Genomic DNA, 20,418 nt, shown 5'->3' with positions numbered 1-20,418 from the left:
CCGGGAGCGCAGCCTGCGGAGTGACCTATGAAGGCCGGGAGCGCAGCCTGCGGAGTGACCTATGACATCGGATCTGGGACCACGGTGGCCGGGTCGTTGTCGGTTGCGGCGGCCAGCATCGGGGTGAATCCGTCGATTGCGTAGTCGAGGGACAGTGGGCTCGAGTAGCCGAGAGCCGACGGTAGGTCGGTGCTGAACGAGCCGATGTAGACGGTGCGGTCCTGCTTCACGACGTCGAGTGCGGCGATCAGCGGGTTTGCCTGCAGTTGTTCGCGGCTCTGCCCGGCGATGACGAGGACGTCGGTGTCGAGTCGACTGAGGTTTTCGGGACTGACCGTTTCGCTGGCGTCGGGGATCTCGAAGCCGAGGTCGGTGAAGAACAGCGCTCGGATGTCGTCCTTACCGAGAACGAAGTAGCTGCCGTCGTCCATGACGAACGCGAGTGTCAGTGCCTTGCCGGCGAACTGAGGGTTGTCGGTCTGGGTGGTCTCGAACTTCTGCTCCAGCTCGGCCGTTCGCTCGTCGGATTCCTGCTTCTTGCCCAGTGCCTCGCCGACCACGGCGAATTCCTGCTGCCACGTGGCCGCGGGGACGTCGTCGTATCCACCGATGTCTGCGATCGTCGGCGCCATCGCCGAAAGTTGGTCGTACTGGCCTTGATCGATGAACGAGTACGGTCCGAGGATCAGGTCGGGTGACTGCGCAGCAATCTGTTCGAGGTTCAGGTCGGTGCTGCCGACCTCGGGGATCTCGGTGCCGCCCAATGCTTCTTGGGCCCACGGGCGTTGGCGGTAGTCGTAACTGAGATTTCCACGGGTGGCGACGGGCTTGACTCCGAGCGCCAGCGCGAAGTCCTGCTCGTTGAATCCGATGGTCACGACGCGGGAGGGTGCGGCGTCGATGACCGTCTCACCGAAGTGGTGCTCGATGGTGACGGGAAAGTTGGCACTGTTCTCGGAGTTACCTGAGGCAGTGGGTTCGTCGCTCGACGAACAGCCGACCGCCAGTGCCATGACTGCGGCACCGGCGGCGACTACGTGGACGGTCTTCTTCATGGGGACTCCTCGCGCGTGTGTTTGCGAGGTTAGCCTAACCGACCCATGCGCTCATCCAGCACGCACCGGGTCGGACAATACGGTCAGCAGTTGGAAACGGCGGGCACTCCGGCGAACCGCTGATCGATCCATTCCAGAGCCTGCGGCAGGCCGAGTACGGCAGCGGTCAGGTGATCGTTGCTGGGTACCTGGACCTCGGTGACGTTGACCCCGGCCCGGCAGTAGCGTGCGATCGTGTTGTCGATCGAGCTGACCGGGATGAGCGCATCGGTGGGACTGTGCCACTCGAAGTACGGAGCTTTCGGCACACCGGGGTACATCTCGACGCTGTTCTCGTTGACGGCCGCGATCATCTCCGGGCTGTTCATCAGGTCCAACGTGCCCGCGACCTCCATCGCGCTCTTACCGGCTCCGGCGGCGATGATGTCGTTGGTGCATCCGTTCTGGATCTCGCTTTCGATCTGCTTGCCCAACGGGTTCAACTGGGAGCTGATCGGAATGCGAGTGGGGTACTCGCGCTCGAGGCCGAGCGCAGCGGCGAAGGCGAGACCGAACACCGGGTGGGGTGCGAAACCGAGATCGCGAGCCATGCGCTCGAGGTTCATCGGCGCACCGCCCGCGGCGCTGCCGACGATGTTCAGCTCGGGCGCGTAGTCGTTCTGCAACGCTGCTGCCCACGCCGTCGCCATGCCGCCACCGGAGTATCCGGCCAACGCAACCGGGCTCTGCCGCAGCTGCAGCGGATCGAAACGCTGGGTGGCGCGGATGCTGTCGAGCACGATCTGTCCGCCGAGCTTGGCTGCACCGTAGGCACTGTTGGGGCCGAGGTGATCGGCGATGACAACCGTCCAGCCACGCTGCAGAACGGCGTTCAGCGCGGGTGCCTCGCGGATCGCCAGATTGGGATCGTTGGACCAGAGCGCTTGTGACGGTGCACATTCGAGACCGAGTGCGTTGATGATGTGTTGGTAAGACAGCACCGGCCCGTTGGGGGCTTTGTTGCGAGGGACCAGCACGGTGTTGATCGCCGCGATGGGATTACCCGCCGAATTCGTGGAGCGGAACTTCAGCTGCCACACGTCGACGTCGAAGAAGCCGGGAGGTGGCGGCATCGGCCGGCTGGAGATCACGTCCCCCGGTGCCATAGCGGCGAGGTCCGCGGGCGGTGCATAGAAACCGTCCGATATCGGCGTCGGAAACAAGGGTGCCGCAGCGGCCTGACCTGGGCCGACAAGCGTCGAACAGAGAACGGCAACCGCCGTTATGCTGACAGCGCCTGCCAATTTGAGAACCCGCATCTGGTAAACCCCTCCATGCCTGAATCGAAACGGCGCGCGTTTCGACGATTCGGCAAGCCCCCGTAGAGCTGGCCCGCAACTCGATATAGCTATTGAACTGTGACTCGTTACGCTCCCCGGGCGACGATGAGCGCAACGGTACGCACCCGGTGATTCTATGGCAACCGAAGAACGGTTTTTCTGCCGGTTTCTGGGATTCGACAAAATTCGCCGCTGAAATACCGGCGTGGGCTACTCGGGAACGACGTCCGTCGGCGACTTGTCCGGTCGCAATCCGCGCCAGCTCGGGTGGCGAAGATGGCCGGATTCTGTCGCCTCGTAGTACCGCACTTCTCCGACGAGAACCGGTTCCACCCACACGGCACCGCGCCTGTCGGCCGTCGGAAGCGTCGTGGAGAAAGGACTCTCCGACGTTTCCAGCGGAGCCAGCGCTGCGGCCAGTGAATCGAGCGCGCGATCGTCGAAACCGGTGCCGACGCGACCGACGTAGCGAAGGCCGTCGCCGTCGGGGATTCCCATCAACAGCGAGCCGAATCCGCCGGAACGACGCCCCTGGCCGCGTCGCCAACCGCCGATCACCACTTCTTGCGTGCGCCAGTTCTTGTACTTGATCCAGGTGTGGGCGCGCTTGCCCGGCTGGTAGATCGAATCGGTGCGCTTGGCGATGACTCCCTCCCACCCCCGTTCCCGGCTCTCGGCGATGGCGTCGGCAGCCGAACCTGTCAACAACGGCGGCACCAGAACCGAGTCGAGGCCGGTGGTGAGCAGTTCCAACAATCGTCTCCGGTCGGAGTACTTCTTGCGCACGAGGGACGTGCCGTCGAGATGGAGCAGGTCGAAGGCGATGAACCGGATGTCGTCGCGGGCGGCGTTCTGTAGCTTCTCGAAGCTGCTGATGCCGTTGCTGTCGAAGACGACCACTTCACCGTCGATGACGGCGTCGTGATCGGCCAGGTCCTCGGCGAGAGACCCGATGGCTCCGAACTTCTCGGTGTAGTCGTTTCCGCTTCGGGTGCGCAGGGTCATCGAACCGTGAGTCAATTCCGCGACGATGCGGAAGCCGTCCCATTTACCCTCGAACGACCACTCGTCCTCGGGTAGATCGAGTATGTCGCCCGCGGTTGCAAGCATCGGTGAGATGTTCTTCAGCACCGGCTTGTCCGTCGGCGGGCTGTCCTTTTTTATCGGGTGCTCTCCGGGTTGGTCCTTCATCAGGTGCATGAGCCATTGGTTGCCCTTGGTGCGGATGAGGGCGAACCTGCCGCTCGCTTTGGCTCCGTGCAGAACGACAATGACTTCGTCGTCCCTCCACTTCTCGAGCTCGTACGTTCCGCTGTCCCAGATCGAGACGTCACCGCCGCCGTACTCGCCCTTGGGGATTCGTCCGGAGAACGTCGCATATTCCAGCGGGTGGTCCTCGGTGTGGACGGCGAGACGGTTCTGCCCGGTCTCGACCGGGATGTTCTTGGGGACGGCCCACGACACCAGGACACCGTCGTGTTCGAGCCTGAAGTCGTAGTGCAGGCGTCGCGCATGGTGTTCCTGAATCACGAACGTATCGTCGTTACCCTGGGGCTCGGCGGTTTTCGGGATAGGCTCTGGAGTTCGGTCCGCGCTACGCATGCTGCGGTACTTGCCGAGCTTGTCCGTGTCGGAGGTGTCGTGCTCTTCCGCTGCCGGTTTCGGGTCGAGATCGGCCAATAGGTCTCCGGTGTCGTGGAACCGTTCCAGAACTTCCTCGAATCGAAGTTGTTGCAGCCCTGGCGATTCGAGCTCCTCCCAGGTTCGGGGGGCCGCGACGGTTGGTAGGGATCGGCCCCGAAGTGAGTACGGCGCAACGGTTGTCTTCTTTCCGTTGTTCTGACTCCAATCGACGAACACTCGACCCGTGCGCTTCGCTTTCGCCATCGTGGCGGTCACCCGATCCGGTGACCGTTCTTCGAGCAGGGTGGCGACGCGTTTGGCGACGGTGGATGCGCCGGACGTCGACAGCGGTTTGTCCAGCGGTACGTACAGGTGAATTCCCTTGCTGCCGCTGGTGACCGGGTACGCGGTCATGCCGATGTCTGCAATGAGGTCACGGATCTCGCAGGCCACCTCAGCGCATCGGGCGAGGTCGACGTCGTCGCCGGGATCTAGGTCGAAGACCATGCGGGTGGCAGGGCCGGGTTCGGTGCCGTCGAAACGCCATTGCGGCACGTGCGCTTCGATGGCCGCCTGCTGCCCGAGCCACACCAGATCCGCTGCGGTGGAGAACAACGGGTAGGTGACGACTCGGTCGGAGTGCTGCATGGATCGGCGGTCGAGCCAGTCGGGTGCGGATGCGGCGAGATTCTTCTCGAAGAACGAGGATTGTTCGACGCCGTTCGGCCACCGCTTTCGGGTAACGGCGCGTCCTGCGACGTGCGGCAGCATCGCCGGGGCGATGGCAGCGTAGTACTCGATGATGTCGCTTTTGGTGGTGCTGGTTTCTGGGAACAGCACCTTGTCGAGGTTGGTGACGGAGACCTTTCGGCCTTCGATCTCGAGCGTGGCCATCGTCTCAGGTTAGTGCTCGCCGTCTGAACCTGCGAGCAAGTTGTGACAGGCTCGAATGCATGGCAACGATCAGTGTCTCGGTACAGATGCCCGAGAACCCTCAGGGCGCGTGGGACAAGGCTTCCGCCCTCGAGCGGTTCGACGAGTGGATGACCATCCACGGTGGTTGGTGCAGTCCGCCGCCGAACAAGGTCGGCAAGGGCACGAAGGTCGAGTCGCTGGTGAAGGTGAAGGGTTTCAAGAACACGATCAACTGGGAGTTCACCGAGTACGAGGAGCCGAAGCTGATCGAGATGTCGGGCCGCGGCAAAGGTGGAGTGAGGATCTCGCTGACCGTCCACGTGCGTGAGGCCGAGGGCGGTTCGGAGCTGACACTCGACGCGAAATTCGGTGGGGGCGTGCTGTTCGGTCCGGTGGGTTCGGTGGTCGCCCGTGCACTCGATACCGATGTGAAGCAGTCGGTGGCGAACCTTGCTGCATTGAAGTGACGGCATCTCGGGATTCCTGAAGTAGCTGTCGGACAATCTCTTCCAGCCCCGCACCGTGTTCTCGGTGCGGGGCTGGTGTGCGTTCAGGTGGTTATGCGATGTGGGGGCCTGCTCGGGCGTGGGATGGTCTGGGTTGTCGGTAGGGGTCGACGGTTGCCGGGGGTACGAACCAGGGGTGCTGATCGGTGCCGATGAAGACTTCCCAGTCACTGTGGTGGATCAGGCGGTGGTGGAACCCGCAGAGCAGGACCAGGTTGTTCATGTCGGTGGGGCCGCCGTCGGCCCAGTGCCAGATGTGATGGCCTTCGGTCCAGGCGGCGGGTTTTCCGCATCCCGGGAACGCGCAACCGTGATCGCGGGCGGTCAACGCACGTTTCTGTTTCGCGGTGACGGTGCGGGCGGTGCGGGCGAGGTTGAGTGGGTTGCCGTTCTCGTCCATGACGATGGCGGTGAGGAGGCAATCGCAGGCGAGTTGGCGAGAGGTGTTGCGGGAGAGCGGGCCCATCCACGGCAGCCAGCCGACGGTGGTGCCGTCGCCGAACAGGTCCCGATATGCGCCACGATCCGCAGTCACTGAACCGGCCTCGTTGTTGGTTTCTGCTGTGGTGTCGATGTCGACCGGGTCGACCAGGTCTGAGTCGAATTCTGTTGTAGCGCGTGTGGTTTCGTCATCGGTGATGTCGTCACTGCTCTGGCCGGCCAGGCTCTGGAGGTCCTGCAACTGGATGTGCAGGTTGACGTGCGGCTTCTCACCGCCCTCGGTGGGGCGGTCACTGGAGGCGAGGTAGCGGTCGAGGATGTGCCCGAAGGCGTCGGCTCTGCGCTTGGCGGGGCTGCGGTCGTCTGGGGTGCCGTCTGCGGCGGGTCGGGGTTCGGTCAACGGCGAAAGCGCGGTGAGCAGCTTTTCTCCGGTGATCGCATCGAAATCCATCTTCGCCACGAGACGTCCGTTGAGGGTTTTCGAGGCGAAGAGTTCGTTGCGGATCGAAATCCATCTTCGCCACGAGACGTCCGTTGAGGGTTTTCGAGGCGAAGAGTTCGTTGCGGTCGGTGTCTTCCGGTGGTGGCTTGTTGCCGCCGTAGGTGTCCTCGAGTTTGGTGATCGCTTCTCGGATGCTGTCGGTGCGTGCGCCGGGTCCGGTTGCTGCGGCGATCATCGCGGAGCGGGCGATGTCGCGACCCTCTTGGGGGAGGTTCTTCGGTGGTGTTTCGGCGAAGGTGAGGATCAGGGCGGCGTGGTCGATGGTCATGACGCCGGTGTTCACGGCGTCGGCGATGTCGGGGAAGTTCTTCATGCCGCGGGCGAGGGCCACGATCTTGTTCGCTTTGCTCGGGGTGAGGAGGGTGGTGGAGGTCAGCCAGCCGGCGGGTCCGGGGAAGCCGAGCTTCTCTCGGCTCACGCGGGTGTCGATGTCGGCGACGAGGGCGATCCGCCGGGCTTCGAGCAGTTGGATTCGGTGGGAGACATCAGCAGCGTCGGCGAGGAGTTCGCTTTCGCTCAGTTGCCAGATCTCCGTGGTCATGGACCAAGTGTATCGAACGTGTGTTCGATACACAATGATGGTGCAATCGAAAACTATTGCTGTGCAGAAGGATTCGGGATACGGAACCTGTCGGTGGCCCGTGATAAGGCCGCAACGTCAGTCGAGTGAGGATCGCCCGGGACCGCTGAACGCGAACGTGGCGGCGCGCAGTGGCCTCGATGTAGGGGTCGGCCGGCAGTGCAGGTGAACATCCATTAAGCAGATGCTGCGTCGCCGCCACAGAGGTGCGTCGACACCTGACACAGTTGCGCGAGATGTAGAGCAGACCTCTACTGCTGGCGTGTCTTTCGCAACCACCACAGTCCTGCGATGGGCAGCACGACCGGGATGAAGACGTAACCGGATCCGAAGTGCGACCACACCGTCGGCTCCGGGAAGTCCTGGGGCTGGATGTAGCTGAGGGTGCCGATGCCGAGGACTCCGACGAGTTCGATGATGCAGGAGACCGTCACCACTCGTCGCGATGCCTCGGTTGCTCGTGCCAGGCCGACCGTCGCGATGATGTAGACCACGGCTGCAAATGCCGACAGCAGGTACGCGACCGGGGCGTTGTCGAATCGGGTGGTGAGTTGCACGATCGATCGCGATGTCGCGGCAACGGCGAACACGGCGTAGACGGCGATGAGGAAGCGTCCGAATCCGGTGCGCGTGGCTTGCTGAAGTTTGTCAGGCATATCCGGCCCAAATCTGGCTCAGTCGCAACACCATGGCTGCGAGGGTGAGGACGGCTACGAGGAGCACCGCGGTGCCGCCGCGGGAACGGTCGCCCAGAGACCACCACGTTCCGAGTGGGAGCAGGAACAGCAGTCCGACGAGGTACGACCCGAACGTGAGGCGGTGAATGTCGCGATCGGAGGCGAACATCATCACGAACCCGATCACGGCCTGCAGTGCAACGACGCCTTCGGTAGCCGCGATCGTCCAGAACAGCGCGCGGTCGGCCTTGTTCTTCAGAAGAACGGGCCTGTTCGTGGCGAGCTTCACGAGCACCCAGATCCCCACTACCAGGGACAACACGTACAACAAGCCGGTGACGGCGCCGATCATCGAGTTCCTCGTCATGCTGCGGTGGGTGGATGGACTTCCCTTCACAGTAACCGCGTAACACCACGTCAACACTGTGAGGCCCTTGAAACACGACGTTGTTCCGAGCGTGACCAATCGGAAATCGACGAGGCCTGTACTCGTTCCATGGCCGCAGAGGATCTGCCCTCTCGTCGGACATGACGGTTTTCTCGGGTGGACATCGGTGTCCACCGCATCCAGCCCGCTCTGCGAACCTCAGGAGACGCACGTGTCAGATCTCGACCAGTCCATCGCCGAGAACATCAAGAAGTCCCTCGAGGAGATTCCGCATCCCTCACTTCCCAAGGGCAGCAACATCTACGGCTCCACCAAGATCTTCCCCGACTACAAGGCGGAGAACGGCGAAAGCTACTTCACGCTGGTGCACGGCATCGCCCACGAGTCGTCGGTATCGTTCGTCGCGGTGCTGCAGGCCACCCGCGCTCTGCGCAAGGGTTTCGAGTCGGCGATGTACTTCTACGGACCCGGTGCTATCAATTGCCTTGCCACACGCGGTTTCCCGACCACCGGAGACTCGGGCTTCCCGGGTGAACAGAACATCAACGACTCCCTCGCGACGTTCATCGCCGAGGGCGGCACCGTGTTCTGCTGCCGCTTCGGACTGGCCCTGCACGGGGGTCGTGAAGAAGACCTCATCGAGGGCGTCATCCCGGCCCACCCCCTGGACGTGCAGGACGCATTGATCCATTACGCGCGCAAGGGTGCCATCATCAATTCGACCTACATGGTCTAGGGGACGGTTATGTCCATCTCTACACGTGTGGATCTGGCGTTGCTCGGGATTCGAGGAGCAACGCCGGTGTCCAGAACTGCCGGTGCCGGCCCGAGTGACGATGGACATGTCCGCATCGATGGTCTCGGCGCAGCAATCCCGCGCAACCCGCTCAGTCCGTACGTACTCGAAGAAGGGCGAGTTCTGTTCGACGGCAACGACATCGGCCTCGATGTTCAGGCCGTCGATCGCCCGAAGTTCTACGACCTCTCCACCGCCGACGGCGTCGCCTACGAGAAGATCGCCAAGCTGCACGGCACCAGTGTTCTGGCCACGACCGTGGTCCAGACGTGCATTCGCTACGACGCCGATCAACGGTGCCGCTTCTGTTCCATCGAAGCGTCTCTGGACGCGGGCGACACCATCGCTGTCAAGACGCCCGCGCAACTTGCGGAGGTGGCGGAGGCCGCTGTCCGGCTGGACGGGGTGACGCAGATGATCATGACGACGGGCACTTCGGCCGCGAAGGATCGCGGTGCCCGTCATCTGGCCCGGTGCGTACGTGCCATCAAGGCCGTGGTCCCGGAACTGCCGATCCAAGTGCAGTGCGAACCTCCGGGTGACCTGCAGACCATCCAGGATCTGTACGACGCCGGAGCCGAGTCCATCGGTATTCACGTCGAATCGCTCGACGACGACGTGCGCCGCCGATGGATGCCGGGCAAGGCTTCGGTCTCGATGGACGAGTACCGCGCGGCATGGAAAGAAGCGGTCCGGGTTTTCGGGCGTAACCAGGTTTCGACGTACATACTGGTCGGTCTCGGTGAGGATCCCGACGAATTGGTCTCGCATGCAGCGGAACTGATCGAGATGGGTGTGTATCCCTTCGTTGTCCCGTTCCGGCCGCTCGCAGGCACGTTGGCGGTGGATGTCGACCGGGCGACGGCTCCCGCTGCCGACGTCCTCGAAAGCGTCACCCGACGCGTCGCCAAGGAACTTCAGGCAGCGGCGATGCTCGGGTCCGACCAGAAAGCAGGCTGCGCGGCCTGCGGTGCGTGCAGCGTTCTGCAGAACGCGGGAGGCTGACATGTACGGCGTCGTGGAGGGTAACGATCTCGCCGGATTGTCCGGTGCTGCAATCACTGTCGTGCAACCGGAGTTCATCGTTCAGCCGTGCACCGGTACAGCAGAACTGAACGCGTATCGGGCACTGCGGAGAGAGACGTTCGTCGCCGAACAGGGCTTGTTCGCCGGCACCGATCACGACGACGTCGACGACGATCCTCGCTGCGTCGTTCTCGTGGCCACCGATCGAGACGGCACCGTGCTCGGTGGGGTGCGCCTAACACCCTGCACGGCAACGGATCTGGGGTGGTGGGCCGGCAGTCGCCTGGTGGTCACCACCTCTGCACGCACTTCCGGTGTAGGCCCGGCGCTGGTTCGTGCGGCCTGTGCTCATGCCGAAAGTCGCGGCGTGCTGCGCTTCGACGCGACGGTGCAGAAGCGCAACGAGACACTGTTCACCCGTCTCGGCTGGATCAGGCGTGGAGACGTCGAGGTCGCGAATACTCCACACGTGGCGATGTACTGGCCGATCGACAGGATCGAACGGCTGGTGTCGTCGACCAAGGCGATGCTCGCCGGCGTCCTCGCACCGCTGAAGGCGCAGCCACTCGGGCTCGGTGCCAATGGCTTTCGAGGTGACGACGGTGTCCCGGTTCCCGGGAGCGACATGATCGCCGCCTGCGATGCGATCATTCCCTCGATGGTCGACCGCGACCCGGAGTGGGCCGGCTGGTGCGCGGCCCTGGTCAACCTCAACGACCTTTCGGCGATGGGTGCCTACGCAGTCGGCATGCTCGACTCCGTCGGTGCACCCACGCAATCTCGACTGACCCGCATCATCCGCGGCCTCGCCAATGCGTCTGCGGCCTGGCAGGTTCCGGTACTCGGTGGTCACACCCAGGCCGGGGTGCCGTCGTCGCTGTCGGTCACCGCTCTGGGGCGCACAGCGAACCCGGTACGGGCCGGCGGGGGAAGCGTCGGCGATCGATTGACGCTGACGGCGGACGTCGAGGGTGGCTGGCGTCGTGGATATCAGGGCCAGCAATGGGATTCGACGTCTCGGCGCAACTCGGCCGAACTGACGACCATGGCGTCGTTCGTCGCCCGTACCGCGCCCAAGGCCGCCAAGGACGTCTCGATGGCCGGCCTGGCGGGCACTACCGGGATGCTGGCCGAGGCAAGCGGAACCGGTGCCGTATTGGACATCTCCTCGATTCCGAAGCCCGACTCGGCGTCGATGGGCGAATGGATCACGTGTTTTCCCGGGTTCGCGATGATCACCGCGGACCGTCCCGGTGCACCGACTGCACCGTCCGGACCTGCACTGTCCGCAGAATGCGGAGAGCTCACCGACATTCCGGGCGTCGCCTTGCGATGGCCCGACGGAATCACCACGCGCGCGGTCACTTCGACGGTGACCGGATTGGGAGAAGCATGAACGACATCACGATCTCCGTGGCCGCAGCCGAGTTCGGCCGCGACATGGAACAGGGTTACGCCACCATCGCCGCCCTGCTCGAGGAATCGCGTAATCGCGGTAGCCAACTGCTGGTGCTACCGGAAGCGTGCCTGGGTGGGTACCTGCCCAGCCTCGGTGGCGGTGACGAGACCGAAGAATCGAGACAGCGTCGACTGAAGGCACTACCGCCTGCTCTGGAACTCGACGGCCCCGAGATCAGGCGGGTCATCGACATGGCGGGCGATACCGTCGTCACGTTCGGATTCTGTGAGAAGGACGGCGATACCCGCTACAACGCCGCAGTGACGGTCGACGGCAGCGGCATCCTCGGTTCGTATCGCAAGGTGCACCAGCCACTCGGCGAAAATCTCTGCTACGCAGCGGGAGAGAGCTACTCCGCCTTCGACACTCCGGTCGGCCGGATGGGCATGCAGATCTGCTACGACAAGGGGTTCCCCGAGGCGGCCCGCGAACTCGCGCTCGACGGAGCCGAGATCGTCGCGTCCATCTCCGCGTGGCCGACGGCACGTACCGCGACGACCCCGAACATGGAAGAAGATCGGTGGAAGCAACGCTTCGACATCTATGACCGCGCTCGTGCACTGGAAAATCAGATCATCTGGGTCGCAGCGAATCAGGCCGGCACGTTCGGGTCTCTGAGGTTCGTCTGCAGCGCCAAGATCGTCGGGCCCGGCGGTGAGATCCTCGCGGGCACAGGCGTCGAGCCGGGTTTGGCCACAGCCACCGTCGATGTCGAGGCGCTCATCGGCGCGGCACGTGGCGGTGGCATGTACAACCTGCGCGACCGACGGCCCTCGGTCTATCGCACCATCACCAAGGAGACCGTTCATGCCTGAGATGTCGTTCGTGGTGCGGTGGCCCGACGGACGCGAACAGTCCTGCTACTCGCCCTCTTTGGTGATGCACGACTATCTGAGCCCCGGGCAGGAATACCCGGTGGCCGAGTTCGTTCAGCGAACGTCCGAGGCATTGACCGTGGCGAGCGATCGAGTTCTCGCCAAGTTCGGGATGCGGTGCACGTCGGCCGCGCAGCAGATGGAAGAGATTCACGGTGTCAGCGCGTCGTATCAGGCCGGTGCCGTTCGCGTACTGAGCATGTCGGGAGCTGAATTGCTATGACAGAGAACCACAGTGCAACAGAAAACTACTCGGTGATCGTCATCGGCGGCGGGCAGGCCGGACTGTCCATCAGTTGGCATCTGACGCAGCGAGGCATCGACCACGTCGTCCTCGAACGCGACACCATCGCACACGAATGGAAAGACTCCCGCTGGGACAACTTCACCCTCGTCACCCCCAACTGGCAGTGTGCGCTCCCCGGATACTCCTACGACGGTGACGATCCCGACGGGTTCATGCAGCGCGACGAGGTCTACGCCTTTGTCCGACGCTACGCCGAGAGCTTCGATGCACCGGTCCGAGAGTATGTTTCGGTGAATCAGGCCTTGCAATCCGCGGCAGGCGGCTTCGACCTACAGACCTCCGCCGGCCCCATGCACGCCGATCAGATCGTCGTTGCCGTCGGCGGCTACCACATCCCGACCATTCCGCGATTCGCCGAGAAGCTGCCCCGTGACATCGTCCAGATCCACTCGTCCGAATACCGCGGCTCGCACCAGTTCCCGAACGGCGACGTACTGGTCGTCGGCACCGGCCAGTCCGGAGCGCAGATCGCCGAGGATCTGCATCTCGACGGCCGCCGGGTTCATCTCGTCGCCGGCACCGCACCTCGCGTCGCACGCTTCTATCGGGGGCGAGACTGTGTCGCCTGGCTGCACGACATGGGCGTCTACGATGTCTCCATCGAAGATCAACCCGGTGGCGTCGGCAAACGCGAGAACACGAACCACTACGTCACCGGCCGTGACGGTGGTCGAGACATCGACCTGCGCGCGTTCGCGACCGAGGGCATGCAGCTGTACGGCCGTCTGCTGGGCGTGGAGGACGGCGTCCTGCAGTTCGCCCCGACCCTCGAAGCGTCGCTCGACGCTGCCGATCGGGTGGCCGAGAGCATCAAGGACAACATCGACGCGTACATCGAGCGCGAGGGCATCAGTGCGCCCAGCGAGGACCGCTACGTGCCGGTGTGGCGTCCGGAGTCCGAGACCACCGAACTCGATCTCGCTACCGCGGACATCAAGGCCGTCGTCTGGTCGGTCGGGTTCCGTACCGACTACCGCTGGCTGAAGGTCGGGGCGTTCGACGGCGAGGGCCACCCGACGCACAACCGCGGCGTCACATCGGTTCCTGGCCTGTACTTCCTGGGCCTGCCCTGGCAGCACACCTGGGGTTCGGGACGCTTCGCCTCGGTGGCCCGCGACGCCGCATTCCTGGCCGATCAAATCGGCCTCGAAATCAGTGCTGCGCAGTCCCGAAACTCGACGCAGTCCCGAAACCCCGCGCAGCCGCAGAGTCAGATGGTCTGATCTCGACGTGGCTCCCATCAAGATCGGTGCATTGGCAGCACATTTCGGTAGAGATGTCGATCGGGCCGTACTGAAGATCACGACGATCATCTCCAGTGCGGCCCGCGAGGGAATCGATCTCTTGGTGCTGCCCGACGCATCCCTCGGGGGTTACATCAACAGCCTGAGCAATCCGGATCCGTCCGAGTTGCCGCCCACTCTCGATCCGGACGGTCCGGAGTTGGCCGCGATCATCGCAGCGGCGGGTGCGATGACGGTGTGCATCGGGTACACCGAGTTGTCGAAGGGGCTGCGGTACAACGCGGCTGCGTGCCTGACGGGCGACGGGATCCTCGGCAGTCACCGCAAGGTGCATCAGCCGCTCGGGGAATCCTTGGCCTACGCCGCCGGAGATCGGTTCGAGGCCTTCGATACACCGGTCGGACGGATGGGCATGCTGATCGACTACGACAAGACGTTCCCGGAGTCGGCCCGCACGCTTGCATTGGACGGCGCGAGAATCATTGCGGCACTGTCGGCGTGGCCGGCCAGCGTCACCGATCGGGCCTCCTCGCTACCGAACGATCGGCAGTCCCGACTGTTCGATCTGTACGACGCTGCGCGCGCTGCCGAGAACCAGGTGGTGCTCGTCTCGTCCAACCAGACCGGGGTGATGGGATCCCTGCGGTTCCTCGGCCAGGCGAAGATTGTCGGGCCCGGCGGAGACGTGTTGGCCAAGACGTGGTCCAAAGGCGGTTTGGCCGTGCACGAGATCGACGTCGATGCCGAGGTGGATCGGGCCCGGAGAGGTCTGCATCACCTGGCCGAGCGACGCGTCGACGCCTATCCGAACTTGTTGCAGGAGAAGCCGGATCTATGAAGATCGCGCTGTTGACCTATTCGTCCAAACCGCGCGGAGGCGTGGTGCATACGTTGGCTCTGGCCGAAGCGCTGGCACGCGCCGGCCAGGATGTGTCGGTGTGGTCGCTGGGCCGCGGGGGCGACAGTGAGTTCTTCCGCAAGGTCGACCCGGCTGTCACCGTGCGGATGGTCCCGTTTTCCCACCGCGAGAACGAGAGCGTCGGCGCGCGGATTCTGCGATCGATAGGCGTTCTGCGGCAGGCCTTCACGCCCGACGAGTACGACATCGTCCATGCTCAGGACTGTATCTCGGCCAACGCCGTCGGCCGGTGCATCAGGACCATCCATCATTTGGACGAGTTCACCACACCCGAGCTCGCGGCATGTCACGAACGAGCGATCACCGCGCCGTACGCGCGAATCTGTGTATCGACAGCGGTGGCGAGCGATGTGAATCGCGGTTGGGGACTCGAACCCACGGTCATCCCCAACGGGGTCGATGCCGAAAGGTTCTCGGCAGCTGCAGCATCGGGCAGAACGCACTGGCGGGACAAGCTCGGCAGGTACGTGCTCGCCGTCGGCGGCATCGAGCCACGCAAGGGCAGTCTCGATCTACTCGACGCCTTCGCCGGGCTGTCCAATCGCACCGTGCAACTGGTGTTCGCCGGCGGCGAGACACTGTTCGACTACCGTGACTATCGAGCCGAATTCGACCGTCGAGCAGTAGAACTGGGCATCGAGCCGGTGATACTCGGAACCGTCGACGACGACGAGCTGCCGCATCTCGTGTCGCAGGCTGCGGTGCTGCCGTTCTTCTCCACCAAGGAAGGCTTCGGCCTGGCCGCGATGGAGGCGCTTGCCGCATCGACTCCGGTGGTGGCGCGTGATCTGCCGGTACTGCGAGAGGTGTTCGGAGACAGCGTCACCTACGCATCGTCGGTGGAGACCATGACCAGCGAATTGGACCGTGCGTTGCACGAGCCGCAGGATCCGTCACCGGGGCTGGCGCTGGCGCACAGCCTCACCTGGGACGAGGCTGCGCGTCGACACCTGGAGTTCTACTCCTCGCTACGCTGACCGGTTCGCTTGTTGCGTTTGAGCCGGTGAGGCTTGAGCTTGTGGAACCCTTTGACCCGTAGTGAGCGAACCGATTTGAGGTAGAACTCGGAGTCGTGGCGCAGTTCATCCGTCATGACGGTATCGACCAGGATCGTTCCGGGATTGGCCGAACTGGTCAGGCGCGCAGCGATATTGACCACCGACCCGTACAGGTCGCCGTACCGGGCCAGTACCGGGCCCCACGCCAGCCCGACCCGCAGGTCCGGCATGTCCTCCTGCTCGTCGAAGGCGTCCTGGAGGTCGAGCGCGATGTGTGCGGCGTCCTCGGGGGTCTGCGCGCTGAACATCACCTCGTCGCCGACGTTCTTGATCACCGAACCGCGCCCTCGCGCAATGATATTGGTGGCCAATGACTCGAATTCCTCGAGTAGCGTCGTCAACTCTCCGATATCGAGTCGACGCGTCAGGCTCGTGTAGCCGACCATGTCGGCGAACCCGACGGCCATCGTGGGACTGTCGGCGGCGTCGTCGGGAGCGGCGATGGATCGACCGGCCGCTGCTGCCAGGTGGCGTCGCCAGGTGTATCCCTGGAGCGCTTCGAGGGTGGGGACGGTTTCGGCGGCGATGGCACGGGCGTTCCGTCGTATCGCGTCGATGTCGTTCGTGTCTTCTTGGCTGTCGATGATGCGTTCGAGTATGTGAGAGTTCACAACGCCCACTTGCCATTCCGCGAGCCGGGACATCGACTGCCCGAGGGTGCGTGCGATCGCAACCTCCATCTCGGGCTTGATCACCTTCTGCGCGGTCAGTGCGGTGATCAGCTTCAAGGCTTCGAGATCGGCGTCGGTGTAGACGAGTGCGTCGGTATCGGTGTGGACGGGGAAGCCCATGCCGATCCACAGGGCGATGACCCGCTCGAGCGGAATCTCGGACTTCTCGACGATGTCGGCGCGGTTGTACTTGGGCTCGCCGCCCAATAGATTCCGCTCGATCTCCGTCTGTACTACCGAGTTGATCTGATTCTCAGGCATATCCCAACGTTCTGTCGAAATAGGAACGGACGGCGTCCACGTACTCGTCGATCTTGTCGGGATCCCAATCCGTGGTGGGTATGGGCTCGCCGACGGTGACCTTGACCGTACCGGAGTGAACGGTGAAGTCCTTCTTCCACATCACGTCACCGGCGTTGTGAATGACGATCGGAACGATCGGCACGCCGGCCTGCATCGCCAGGTGAAAACCGCCCTTCTTGAATCGGCCGAGACGGGACGTCGGCATGCGAGTGCCCTCGGGGGCGATGGCGACCGAGATGCCGCTGTGCAGCTTCTCGATCGCGGGCCGCATGGCCTCTCGCGCTTGCGCAGGATCGCCGCGGTCGACATAGGCGACGTCGAAGATCCTGCCCAACAATGCGAAGCGCGGGTCGCGTTCGAGTTCCCGCTTGGCGACGGCGGTGATGTCGCGTCGCAGGATGGAAGTGACGATGATCGAGTCGGCGGTGCTCTGATGGTTGAACATGAAGACGGCGGGCCGCGCCGACCAGGCATTTTCGGTTCCGGTGACGTCGAGCTTGACCCCGGCGAGGGTCAGCGCGATGTCCGGGGCGATGGTGCTGGTGATATTGGCACCGGTGCGGCGACTGCGGGTCAGCAGTCCCAGGCCGAGCCCGATCGACGCACTCGCGAGCACCGATCCGAGCGCCGCCGTGCTGCGTACGGCCGACGTGATGTCCGTGCCACGCTTCGGGCTGTCCAGCGTCAGGGCCGGCCAATTCTTCTTGGCGGCATAGCGCGCAAGATCAGGATCGGGGTTGAGGGCGATGGGACGGCCCACGGCTTCGAGCAGTGGCACGTCCTCACCGCCGTTCGAGTATGCGAAACAGCCTGCCAGAGCGATGCCTTCACGTTCGGCGTAGTCGATCGCCGCCTGTGCTTTGCGGGGTCCCCAGAGCGAATCGCCGACGAGCTCACCGGTGAGAATTCCGTCGGTGACCACCGGAGTCGTGCACAGCAATTCCTCGAACATCATGTCCTGTTGCACCGGCAGTGCCTGGTACGGCGTGGCCGAGGTAGCCATCACCAGGCGATGCCCGGCGTGCCGGTGAGCCTCGACGAGGGCCCGGGCCTGCGGGTAGATCATCGGCGCGATCTCGTTGCGGAAGAGGGTGTATGCCTGTTCCATCAGGTCCTCTTCGCGACGGCCTTCGAGGCCGCGGACGGCCTTGCCCATCAGATTGTCGACGGGGGAGTTGCGCATCCGCATCTCGACGACGGCACTGGAGATCTCCCATAGTTCCTTGACCGTGACGTCGAGGGTCTTGAGGCGTTCGAGAAACACTGCACGAGCAGAGAATCCGTTGATGAGTGTGCCGTCGAGATCGAAGAAGGCAATGGTGTCTCGGCCGGGTGGGGCGGCGGCGATCGCAATCAGTCGATCGTCGAACTCGGTCATGGATTGTTCTCCTCGGGGGCAGAGATCGGTTCCACCTCACGGAGCATTCGGTGCGCCATATCCCGGATGGTACGTACCTTGCGGGCCCATTCGTCGATCTCCAGCGCGAAGTCCCTGCGGCGGCGGGCGATGCCGTCCGAGCTGGAATCGATCAGGTCGCGGTTTTCGGCCAGTTGCAGTGCAGTGTCGAACAGTTCGCCCGAGATGGACTCACTGTGATCGAGCTGCTGCCGGAGCCGCCTGGCCTGGGCAGCGCCGAGGCATTCCGAGATGAACTTCGGTTTGTCGAATTCTCCGCTCTGCGGCAGCAGCATCAGCTGGTCGGCCACTACCTGATAGGCCTCGAAGATCGGCTGCAGTACGCGGTGCGCCAGGTGCAGATCCTGCGATTCAAGCTGTCGCGCAGCATAATCGGGGTCGCTGATGCTGGTGCGCCATTCCGGGTCGATGAGATCGACCTCGGATTCGAGACGCTCCCCGAAGTCCTTCTTGTCGCCGAAGAAGAACTCGAACTTGAGTAGATCTCGCAACTGCAGGGCCGACGTCCACAACGATTCCTGAGTCAGCGGTGTCGAGTCACCCTCGGTCGGTAGCACCACCAGCTCGCCGATGGCGCGCATCACGAAGAAGTGAATGGCGTTGTTGCGGAAGAACGCCGCCACCAGATGCTTGTCCTGCGCCAGGTAGAACAGCGGTTCGGGGCCGTCGTCGAAACGCTTGACGACGTTGGCGTTGACCTGTGCGATGACGGCCGAGCGGACGACGTCGACGTCGGCGATGTCCACCCCGCCCGCAGTGGGTAGGTTTCTGCGTTTGATGTAGCCGGCCAACGGCGAGATGATGGCCCACATCTCGTTGACGTTGAGTGCGCGATCCTCGATACCCAACAGCGCCATCGTGACCAGTGCTGCCGGGGTCACCGGCGTCGCATCGTTGATCGCATGGGAGACACCGAGCGCGATCTTCTGCACCGCGACGCGCTTGTCGGTGTTCTCGGCGACGATCGCCGCCACCGACATCGGCTCTCCGAAGTTCAGATAGACGTTGCCGCGCAACGTGCCCTGAGCGCGGATGTACCCGATGGCCATGCGAATGCCTTCGGCTTGCTTCTTCGCCCCGTGCGATTCTTCGGCCATCGCGCCGACCTCGTGCAGTCGGTCGTAGGTGATGGACGTCGGAATCAAATAGACGTCCTCCGCGTCGCTCGACTCGAGGGCGTCGACGAGGTAGGTCAGCAGACCGAACCGCGGCGGGCGGAGCTTTCCGGTGCGGCTGCGTCCGCCCTCGATGTACCACTCGAGGTTGAACCGCTTGCTGAGCAGAAAACTCATGTACTGACGCAGCGTCCATTTGTAGATCGCGTCCGAGAATTTGCGCTGAATGAGCACCACGCCACTGCGTTTGGCTATCGGGCCCAACGGCCAGAAGCCGACATTGATGCCGCCCATGACGTGATTGAGCGGCAGTCCCTCGGCGAGAAGCGCGGGACGCAGCACGAGTGGGTCGAGGTAGGAACGGTGATTGGGCAGGAACACCAACGGATAGTTCTTGTTGAGTTCGCGAACCTTCTGCAGCTGATCGCGATCGACGTCGACCTTGTACGCCCGTGAGAAGTACGCGCCGAGGGTGCCCCACATCTCGACGGCGCGCCTGGTCTCGGTCGCCACCATCTCGCCGAGGATGTCCTGAACCCTCTTGTCGACGGTGTCGCGATCCTGGCCGACGTGGTCTGCGAGCTCGGTGATGCCGTCCCTGAACTTCTTCTGCTCCGTCATGTCCTCGACGACGAAGCGCGGAATCTTGTACTCCGAGCCGATGACTCCGCGTTCGGCCTTGTCCAGTGCGAGACTCGCCTGCCGCAGGATGAACGACGACAACGACGTGCCGCCGCCGCGCTCGAACCGATCCTGCAGATCGCTCAGGGTTGCGGGTTCACCGACCAACACTGCGGAGTGATCGGGATCGTCGTTGGCCACCCACCGCTGCCACACCCGTGTCGGCTTCGAGCGTCCTCTCGGGGCGAAGATGCGGTGCAGAATGCCGGTGCTTCGATCGGTCAACGTGACCCGCAGCGGAATGAGCAGCGGATCGTCGGCGTACCCGCGGACGGTGTCCGACAGTGATGTCCTGGCCTCACCGGACAGAACGACCGACGGGGGCCGACGTTCTCCGTCCGGGGTGGTGGCGTCGATCCACTGATTCAGGGCCTGAACCTCGAGAGTGCTTCTGGCATCGAGCAAGTACACGTGCGGACCGTCGCTGAGCGATTGCTGGTCCGCGTCGAGGTGGTACATCGAAGCTCCTGTTCCGTACCTGCGCAAGAAGGTACGCCGTCAGGCTACGCGGGAGAATCCCGGCGCGAGGGCGGTTCGGCGA

General features: G+C 63.7%; 17 protein-coding genes and 2 pseudogenes. 9 read left to right on the top strand and 10 right to left on the bottom strand.

Going from position 1 to position 20,418, the window contains the following annotated elements; all coding sequences use genetic code 11:
* Positions 1-59: 59 nt before the first annotated feature.
* From ASH04_RS21370 to ASH04_RS21360, 3 genes are all read right to left on the bottom strand, one after another.
* On the bottom strand, positions 60-1,055 hold the full coding sequence (locus tag ASH04_RS21370; protein WP_057474476.1) for an iron-siderophore ABC transporter substrate-binding protein: 996 nt from the start codon (positions 1,053-1,055) through the stop codon (positions 60-62).
* An 83-nt stretch (positions 1,056-1,138) separates the two neighbouring features.
* Positions 1,139-2,353 carry a lipase family protein gene (locus tag ASH04_RS21365; RefSeq protein WP_027495232.1) on the bottom strand — a complete coding sequence of 405 codons (1,215 nt, stop codon included), beginning with the start codon at positions 2,351-2,353 and terminating at the stop codon, positions 1,139-1,141.
* 231 nt (positions 2,354-2,584) lie between these two features.
* The gene (locus ASH04_RS21360) at positions 2,585-4,891 is read right to left on the bottom strand and encodes an ATP-dependent DNA ligase (protein WP_057474475.1); all 2,307 of its coding nucleotides are present in this window, start codon (positions 4,889-4,891) and stop codon (positions 2,585-2,587) included.
* Between the two features lie 59 nt (positions 4,892-4,950).
* Between ASH04_RS21360 and ASH04_RS21355 the strand changes: the two genes are divergently transcribed.
* Positions 4,951-5,379 carry a type II toxin-antitoxin system Rv0910 family toxin gene (locus ASH04_RS21355; RefSeq protein WP_032372543.1) on the top strand — a complete coding sequence of 143 codons (429 nt, stop codon included), beginning with the start codon at positions 4,951-4,953 and terminating at the stop codon, positions 5,377-5,379.
* Between the two features lie 91 nt (positions 5,380-5,470).
* On the opposite strand, the pseudogene ASH04_RS27340 reads toward ASH04_RS21355, so the two are convergent.
* From ASH04_RS27340 to ASH04_RS21335, 4 genes and pseudogenes are all read right to left on the bottom strand, one after another.
* A pseudogene (locus ASH04_RS27340) lies at positions 5,471-6,361 on the bottom strand (DUF222 domain-containing protein); the annotation flags it as partial.
* Between the two features lie 157 nt (positions 6,362-6,518).
* Positions 6,519-6,902, bottom strand: a pseudogene (locus ASH04_RS27620) (DUF222 domain-containing protein); the annotation flags it as partial.
* A gap of 290 nt (positions 6,903-7,192) precedes the next feature.
* Positions 7,193-7,597, bottom strand: coding sequence for a hypothetical protein (locus tag ASH04_RS21340; RefSeq protein WP_027495236.1), 405 nt, complete (start codon positions 7,595-7,597; stop codon positions 7,193-7,195).
* On the bottom strand, positions 7,590-7,985 hold the full coding sequence (locus tag ASH04_RS21335) for a hypothetical protein (RefSeq protein ID WP_230074147.1): 396 nt from the start codon (positions 7,983-7,985) through the stop codon (positions 7,590-7,592). The genes ASH04_RS21340 and ASH04_RS21335 overlap by 8 nt, the downstream gene beginning before the upstream one ends.
* Positions 7,986-8,217: 232 nt before the next feature.
* Between ASH04_RS21335 and ASH04_RS21330 the strand changes: the two genes are divergently transcribed.
* From ASH04_RS21330 to ASH04_RS21295, 8 genes are read left to right on the top strand one after another with little or no spacing between them, the layout of a single operon-like run.
* Positions 8,218-8,742 (top strand): MSMEG_0572/Sll0783 family nitrogen starvation response protein, encoded by a 525-nt coding sequence (locus tag ASH04_RS21330; protein ID WP_027495238.1) that lies wholly within the window; start codon positions 8,218-8,220, stop codon positions 8,740-8,742.
* 9 nt (positions 8,743-8,751) lie between these two features.
* Complete coding sequence (locus ASH04_RS21325) at positions 8,752-9,807, top strand: MSMEG_0568 family radical SAM protein (protein ID WP_032386343.1); 1,056 nt, start codon at positions 8,752-8,754, stop codon at positions 9,805-9,807.
* A 1-nt stretch (position 9,808) separates the two neighbouring features.
* A complete protein-coding gene (locus tag ASH04_RS21320) occupies positions 9,809-11,224 on the top strand; it encodes an MSMEG_0567/sll0787 family protein (protein ID WP_057474634.1) in 1,416 nt (471 codons plus the stop codon).
* Positions 11,221-12,102 (top strand): carbon-nitrogen hydrolase family protein, encoded by an 882-nt coding sequence (locus ASH04_RS21315; protein WP_027495241.1) that lies wholly within the window; start codon positions 11,221-11,223, stop codon positions 12,100-12,102. The genes ASH04_RS21320 and ASH04_RS21315 overlap by 4 nt, the downstream gene beginning before the upstream one ends.
* Entirely contained in the window at positions 12,095-12,385 is a 291-nt protein-coding gene (locus tag ASH04_RS21310; RefSeq protein ID WP_027495242.1) for an MSMEG_0570 family nitrogen starvation response protein, read from the top strand. The genes ASH04_RS21315 and ASH04_RS21310 overlap by 8 nt, the downstream gene beginning before the upstream one ends.
* Positions 12,382-13,692 (top strand): MSMEG_0569 family flavin-dependent oxidoreductase, encoded by a 1,311-nt coding sequence (locus tag ASH04_RS21305; protein ID WP_057474472.1) that lies wholly within the window; start codon positions 12,382-12,384, stop codon positions 13,690-13,692. Before ASH04_RS21310 ends, ASH04_RS21305 begins: the two co-directional genes overlap by 4 nt.
* Before the next feature lie 7 nt (positions 13,693-13,699).
* Positions 13,700-14,551 carry a carbon-nitrogen hydrolase family protein gene (locus ASH04_RS21300; protein WP_057474471.1) on the top strand — a complete coding sequence of 284 codons (852 nt, stop codon included), beginning with the start codon at positions 13,700-13,702 and terminating at the stop codon, positions 14,549-14,551.
* A complete protein-coding gene (locus ASH04_RS21295; protein WP_057474470.1) occupies positions 14,548-15,609 on the top strand; it encodes an MSMEG_0565 family glycosyltransferase in 1,062 nt (353 codons plus the stop codon). Before ASH04_RS21300 ends, ASH04_RS21295 begins: the two co-directional genes overlap by 4 nt.
* On the opposite strand, the gene ASH04_RS21290 is transcribed toward ASH04_RS21295, so the two are convergent.
* The 3 genes from ASH04_RS21290 to ASH04_RS21280 are packed head-to-tail and all read right to left on the bottom strand — an operon-like array spanning position 15,591 to position 20,336.
* Entirely contained in the window at positions 15,591-16,622 is a 1,032-nt protein-coding gene (locus tag ASH04_RS21290) for an adenylate/guanylate cyclase domain-containing protein (protein WP_057474469.1), read from the bottom strand. The genes ASH04_RS21295 and ASH04_RS21290 overlap by 19 nt on opposite strands.
* Complete coding sequence (locus tag ASH04_RS21285) at positions 16,615-18,042, bottom strand: HAD-IB family hydrolase (RefSeq protein ID WP_057474468.1); 1,428 nt, start codon at positions 18,040-18,042, stop codon at positions 16,615-16,617. Before ASH04_RS21285 ends, ASH04_RS21290 begins: the two co-directional genes overlap by 8 nt.
* Complete coding sequence (locus ASH04_RS21280; RefSeq protein WP_032372537.1) at positions 18,039-20,336, bottom strand: glycerol-3-phosphate 1-O-acyltransferase; 2,298 nt, start codon at positions 20,334-20,336, stop codon at positions 18,039-18,041. Before ASH04_RS21280 ends, ASH04_RS21285 begins: the two co-directional genes overlap by 4 nt.
* Positions 20,337-20,418 lie beyond the last annotated feature (82 nt).

The sequence above is a fragment of the Rhodococcus sp. Leaf233 genome (assembly GCF_001426165.1).
In the GTDB taxonomy this organism is placed as follows: Bacteria; Actinomycetota; Actinomycetes; order Mycobacteriales; family Mycobacteriaceae; genus Rhodococcoides; species Rhodococcoides fascians.
Note: the sequence above shows the minus strand (reverse complement) of the source record. Positions and strands in the feature narration are given on the sequence as shown.

Excerpts from the sequence above, each read along its gene's own strand:
- ASH04_RS21370 (WP_057474476.1), bottom strand. The coding sequence starts at position 1,055 with ATGAAGAAGACCGTCCACGTAGTCGCCGCCGGTGCCGCAGTCATGGCA.
- ASH04_RS21365 (WP_027495232.1), bottom strand. The coding sequence starts at position 2,353 with ATGCGGGTTCTCAAATTGGCAGGCGCTGTCAGCATAACGGCGGTTGCC.
- ASH04_RS21360 (WP_057474475.1), bottom strand. The coding sequence starts at position 4,891 with ATGGCCACGCTCGAGATCGAAGGCCGAAAGGTCTCCGTCACCAACCTC.
- ASH04_RS21355 (WP_032372543.1), top strand. The coding sequence starts at position 4,951 with ATGGCAACGATCAGTGTCTCGGTACAGATGCCCGAGAACCCTCAGGGC.
- ASH04_RS21340 (WP_027495236.1), bottom strand. The coding sequence starts at position 7,597 with ATGCCTGACAAACTTCAGCAAGCCACGCGCACCGGATTCGGACGCTTC.
- ASH04_RS21335 (WP_230074147.1), bottom strand. The coding sequence starts at position 7,985 with ATGACGAGGAACTCGATGATCGGCGCCGTCACCGGCTTGTTGTACGTG.
- ASH04_RS21325 (WP_032386343.1), top strand. The coding sequence starts at position 8,752 with ATGTCCATCTCTACACGTGTGGATCTGGCGTTGCTCGGGATTCGAGGA.
- ASH04_RS21320 (WP_057474634.1), top strand. The coding sequence starts at position 9,809 with ATGTACGGCGTCGTGGAGGGTAACGATCTCGCCGGATTGTCCGGTGCT.
- ASH04_RS21315 (WP_027495241.1), top strand. The coding sequence starts at position 11,221 with ATGAACGACATCACGATCTCCGTGGCCGCAGCCGAGTTCGGCCGCGAC.
- ASH04_RS21310 (WP_027495242.1), top strand. The coding sequence starts at position 12,095 with ATGCCTGAGATGTCGTTCGTGGTGCGGTGGCCCGACGGACGCGAACAG.
- ASH04_RS21305 (WP_057474472.1), top strand. The coding sequence starts at position 12,382 with ATGACAGAGAACCACAGTGCAACAGAAAACTACTCGGTGATCGTCATC.
- ASH04_RS21295 (WP_057474470.1), top strand. The coding sequence starts at position 14,548 with ATGAAGATCGCGCTGTTGACCTATTCGTCCAAACCGCGCGGAGGCGTG.
- ASH04_RS21290 (WP_057474469.1), bottom strand. The coding sequence starts at position 16,622 with ATGCCTGAGAATCAGATCAACTCGGTAGTACAGACGGAGATCGAGCGG.
- ASH04_RS21285 (WP_057474468.1), bottom strand. The coding sequence starts at position 18,042 with ATGACCGAGTTCGACGATCGACTGATTGCGATCGCCGCCGCCCCACCC.
- ASH04_RS21280 (WP_032372537.1), bottom strand. The coding sequence starts at position 20,336 with ATGTACCACCTCGACGCGGACCAGCAATCGCTCAGCGACGGTCCGCAC.